Origin of the sequence: Streptococcus sp. DD10, from assembly GCF_001578805.1 — a bacterium.
Lineage (GTDB): Bacteria > Bacillota > Bacilli > Lactobacillales > Streptococcaceae > Streptococcus.
The window spans coordinates 191,149-196,453 of the sequence record NZ_KQ969160.1 but is presented as its reverse complement, the minus strand read 5'-3'; the positions used below and the strand labels follow the sequence as shown (position 1 = coordinate 196,453).

Here is a 5,305-nt window from a genome sequence, read left to right as displayed (position 1 = left end):
GTTGAAAGTTGTAGAGAATCAACTGCATTTTGATGTGACAAAGATTGTCAATCATCACCAAGTTGAGGAAGGGAAAAAGATTGATGATGTAAGAAAATTAATTTCTTCAATTAATTTTGCTGACAATGCTCTAGTTTCGGTTTCAAGCGAACAAGCAGGTGCTAAGTTCGATGGAGCCACCATGTCAAATAATACTCATGTCAGTGGTGACGAGCACATCGATGTAACAAACCCTATGTCCGAACTACGTAAAGGCTATATGTATGGTTTTGTTTCAACTGATTCGCTAGCGGCTGGTGTGTGGAGTAACTCACAAAATAGTTTTGGTGGCGGTGCGAATGATTTTACCCGATTGACTGCCTATAAACAAACAATCGGTACAAATAACTATGTAGCTATTAAGAGTTCACCATGGCAGTGGCAAAAAGAATATAATGGACTGGTATACCCAAATTATACTTTGGAATTGCCAAGTGCAAAGGTCGTTGTGACAGAAGATAGGAATCAAGACAATCAAGTAGATTGGCAGGATGCGGCGATTGCTTATCGTCAAATAATGAATAATCCGAAAGGATGGGAAAAAGTCAAGGATATCGCTGCTTATCGGATTGCGATGAATTTTGGATCACAGGCTCAAAATCCTTTCCTTATGACCTTAGATGGGATTAAGAAAATTAATTTGCACACAGATGGTTTAGGTCAAGGAATTCTCTTAAAAGGCTACGGAAGTGAAGGACACGACTCAGGTCATTTAAATTATGCTGATATTGGGAAAAGGATTGGTGGTGCTGAAGACTTTAAGACCTTAATTGCTAAGGCAAAAGAATACGGTGCTCATTTGGGAATACATGTTAATGCATCGGAGACATATCCAGAATCCAAATACTTCAAAGAAGAACTGCTTCGGAAGAATCAGGATGGCAGTTATAGCTATGGTTGGAACTGGTTAGACCAAGGTATCAATATAGATGCAGCCTATGATTTAGCTCATGGTCGTCTTAAACGTTGGCAAGACTTGAAAGAGAAATTGGGAGAAGGTTTAGACTTTATTTATGTAGACGTTTGGGGAAATGGTCAGTCTGGTGATAATGGTGCTTGGGCGACTCATGTTCTTGCTAAAGAAATCAATGATCAAGGATGGCGTTTTGCTATCGAATGGGGACATGGTGGTGAGTATGATTCTACTTTCCAACATTGGGCAGCTGACTTGACTTATGGAGGATATACGAACAAAGGAATCAATAGTTCTATTGTGCGTTTTATCCGAAATCACCAGAAAGATTCATGGGTAGGGGATTATCCTTCTTACGGAGGAGCTGCGAACTATCCATTATTGGGTGGTTATAGTATGAAAGACTTTGAAGGATGGCAAGGTCGAAGTGATTACAATGGTTATGTGACGAATCTGTTTGCTCATGATGTGATGACTAAATACTTCCAGCATTTTACAGTTACAAATTGGAAAAATGGAGATCCCGTTACTATGAAAGGAAATGGTGGCACATATCAGTGGACACCAGAAATGGAAGTAGCACTAACGGATGCTAAAAATAATAAGGTTCTTATAAGACGGAAGTCAAATGATGTAACTAATCCAGGTTATCGTGAAAGAACAGTTACTATTAATGGACGTGTAATCCAAGATGGTTCTGCTTACTTGGTGCCTTGGAAGTGGGATGCTAATGGAAATACTGTTCAATCTGCTGAAGAAAAAATGTATTATTTTAATACAAAGCAAGGAAGTACTACCTGGACATTACCATCGGATTGGAAAGATAAAATCTATCTCTATAAACTGACGGATCAAGGTAAGGTTGAAGAACAAGAGTTGGTAGTATCTAATAATCAAGTGACAATTGATGTAGAAGCTAATCAACCATATGTGCTTTATAGAAGTAAGCAGGTCAACAAAGAAATGTCTTGGAGTGAGGGCATGCATATTTACGACCAAGGATTTAATAGTGGAAATCTTACTCATTGGACGATTGTAGGGGATCAAAGTAAGGCTGAAATCGTTAAGTCTCAAGGCGCAAATGAGATGCTTAAAATTCAAGGAAATACAGATACGGTCAGTCTGACTCAGAAGTTGACAGGCCTGAAGCCAAATACCAAGTACGCTGCTTATGTTGGGGTGGATAATCGTAGTGATGCAAAAGCTAGCATTACAGTCCAATCTGGTCAAAAAGCGATTAGTAATTATACTCATAAATCTATTGCTCAGAATTTCGTTAAAGCCTATGCTCATAATACCAACCAAAATAACGCTACGGTAGATAATACTAGTTACTTCCAAAACATGTATGTTTACTTTACAACAGGTGATGATGTATCAAATGTAACCTTGACTTTGAGTCGTGAAGCTGGTACTGCTGCCACTTATTTTGATGAAATCCGGATATTTGAAAATGCATCAAGCATGTATGGAGGAAACCACGATACAGGAAATGGTGTTTTCAAGCAGGATTTTGAAAATGTGGGGCAAGGAATTTTCCCATTTGTAATCGGTGGTATCGAAGGGGTTGAGGACAATCGTACCCACTTGTCAGAAAAACATGCACCTTACACACAACGGGGTTGGAATGATAAGAAGATTGATGATGTAATTGAGGGAGAATGGTCATTAAAGACCAATGGTCTGGTTAGTCGTAGACGTATGGTGTATCAGACTATTCCACAAAACTTCCGCTTTGAAGCAGGTAAAACCTATCGTGTAACGTTTGACTATGAAGCTGGTTCTGATGCCACCTATGCTTTTGTAAATGGAAGTGGAGAGGTCCTCTGGAAACAAGAAGGAAATCAATGGATTAGTGATTTGAGTCATGCTTCCATTCATGAGTTACCAAATACTTGGAAGGGTTCAGACAAAGCGAAAACGGCTACTTTTTTAGTGACAGGTGCTGAGGATGGAAATAGTTGGATTGGTATCTATTCAACGGGTCATGACAGTCAAACCAATGGAGATACAGGTGGAGATGCGAATTTCCGTGGTTACAATGATTTTATCTTAGATAGATTGCAAATAGAAGAAATTGATTTAACAGGCCAGTTGTTGATTGAGGAAGCGATAAAAGACTACTTACCGTTAGTTTCACAATCAATTTATACAACAGATTCATTAAATCAATTAAAAGATGCTATTTATGATTTGATGCAAGAAGACGAAGATATTACAGTGGAAGCTGCGCGAGAAGCTATTGCAAAAGTTGAATCCGCAAAAGCGCATCTAATGGAAAAGAAAAAGAGTCTAGGTGTTGATGATTTTTCATCCTTGGATGCAGTTGCACAGCCAGGAGAGGAATTAGCTAAGGCTTTTGATGGAAATCGTTCTAGTCTGTGGCATACGCCGTGGGCGGGTGGTGGTATTAATAAGCCTGCAACGATGACTCTAAAAGAAGCTAAAAATATTACTGGTTTTACCTATATCCCTCGTTCTTCAGGTACTAATGGAAATCTCAAAGCAGTAACGTTAGTGGTGACAGATGACAAAGGGAAAGAATATACCTTCTCTGCCAATAATTGGCCAAATAATGCTGCTAGCAAGACTATCGATTTTGGTAAAGCGATTAAAGCTAAAAAAATTGTACTGACAGGTACGGAGTCTTATGGAGATACTGCAAATCAATACCAGTCCGCAGCAGAATTGATCTTTAGCTTGGAAACGAGCGCTGAATCCACTCTTGACACCAGTGACTTCGAGAAAGTGCTTGAAAGAGCTAAAGGACTGACAGATTCTGAGAATCGTAAAGCTGTTGAAACATTCTTGCAGGTTCTTTCTTATGTTACAGAAAATCACTTGCTGACACCAACAAGATTGACGGACTTTATAAACTATCTTAACAGTCTTGAAGAAGTTGTTAAACCAGAAAATCCTATTCATCAGGTAACACCAGATGAAGGCGTGAAAACATTGATAGAAGAATCACCGCGCTTGGATGTCGTGAAGGAAGTACTTGTTTTTCAAACAGTTGAGCGCCAAAACAATCAGTTGACTAAGGGAGAACGTCGAATCCTCCAAGAAGGAAAAACGGGTGAGCGTACTGTTCTTGTAGAAGTCACGATTAAAGATGGTAAGGAGGTTGATCGTCAGACTAAAGATTCCTTTGTATCAGTTGAAGCAATTGATCAGATTGTAGAAATAGGGACGAAAGACGAAGCATCGGTTACTCCAACACAACCTGTTACACCAGAAAAATCTACTCATCAAGTCACACCAGATGAAGGCGTGAAAACATTGATAGAAGAATCACCGCGCTTGGATGTCGTGAAGGAAGTACTTGCTTTCCAAACAGTTGAGCGCCAAAACAATCAGTTGACTAAGGGAGAACGTCGAATCCTCCAAGAAGGAAAAACGGGTGAGCGTACTGTTCTCGTAGAAATCACGATTAAAGATGGTAAGGAGGTTGATCGTCAGACCAAAGATTCCTTTGTATCAGTTGAAGCAATTGATCAGATTGTAGAAATAGGGACGAAAGAAGAAGTATTGATTACTCCAACAAAACCTGTTACACCAAAACCAGAAAAAGACACTTCATCAAAACCACCTGTAGTGGAAAAAGAAGAACTTCGTGTCCTGACTGATGAAGAAAGTAAGGTTCAAGTCATTGGATTGATGAAAAACCTAAAAGATGTAGTCCGTCTTAAGGCTGTCAAGGTTGCGTCACACTATCTATATGGTAAAGATTATGATGCTTATACAATCGAGTTGATGGATGCTAAGGGCGTTGTTTTGCATCCAGAAGGTAGAGTCTTTGTCAGTTTACCAATTGGTGCTAATAAAGCTGTTGAGAGTCTCTATCGTCTTGTTGGGGATCAAAATATAGAAACGGTAGATTTTGAACAAAATGGACGTTTTGCTGAATTTTTTGCAGATGATTTAGGCATCTATGCCCTTGTGTATCAAACAGAACAAATAAATCAGCCTGATTTTGTACAAACTAATTCTAAACCTAGTGAAACAACGGGAACATCTATTCCTACATTCAAAGAATCAAAAGACAAGATTGAGACTAGTTTACCAAATACAGGTGAGAACCAAACAAACACAGCCTTTCTAATTGGATTGGGGATGGCTTTGTCAGGATTATTCTTACTTGGTAAAAAGCTAAATGATTAATGTTGCTATACGTCTTTTTATAATTATTAGCTAAAGAGGTTGGACAGAACGTCCAACCTTTTTCGGCTCTTTGTCAACTGTAGTGGGTTGAAGAAAATCTAAGATCGAGAAAGGACGAATTTCGTCCTTTCTTTTTTGATGTTGAGGGAGATGAAAATCCGTTTCTTATAGTAGTTTATACTCTTCGAAAAT

General features: G+C 38.9%; 1 protein-coding gene and 1 pseudogene. Both read left to right on the top strand.

Annotation, left to right across the window (positions count from 1 at the left end; translation table 11 throughout):
• Window positions 1–3,898, top strand: a pseudogene (locus STRDD10_RS11140) (endo-alpha-N-acetylgalactosaminidase family protein); the annotation flags it as partial.
• Window positions 3,899–5,113 carry a G5 domain-containing protein gene (locus STRDD10_RS11555; RefSeq protein WP_231853384.1) on the top strand — a complete coding sequence of 405 codons (1,215 nt, stop codon included), beginning with the start codon at window positions 3,899–3,901 and terminating at the stop codon, window positions 5,111–5,113.
• The last annotated feature ends 192 nt before the right edge of the window (window positions 5,114–5,305 follow it).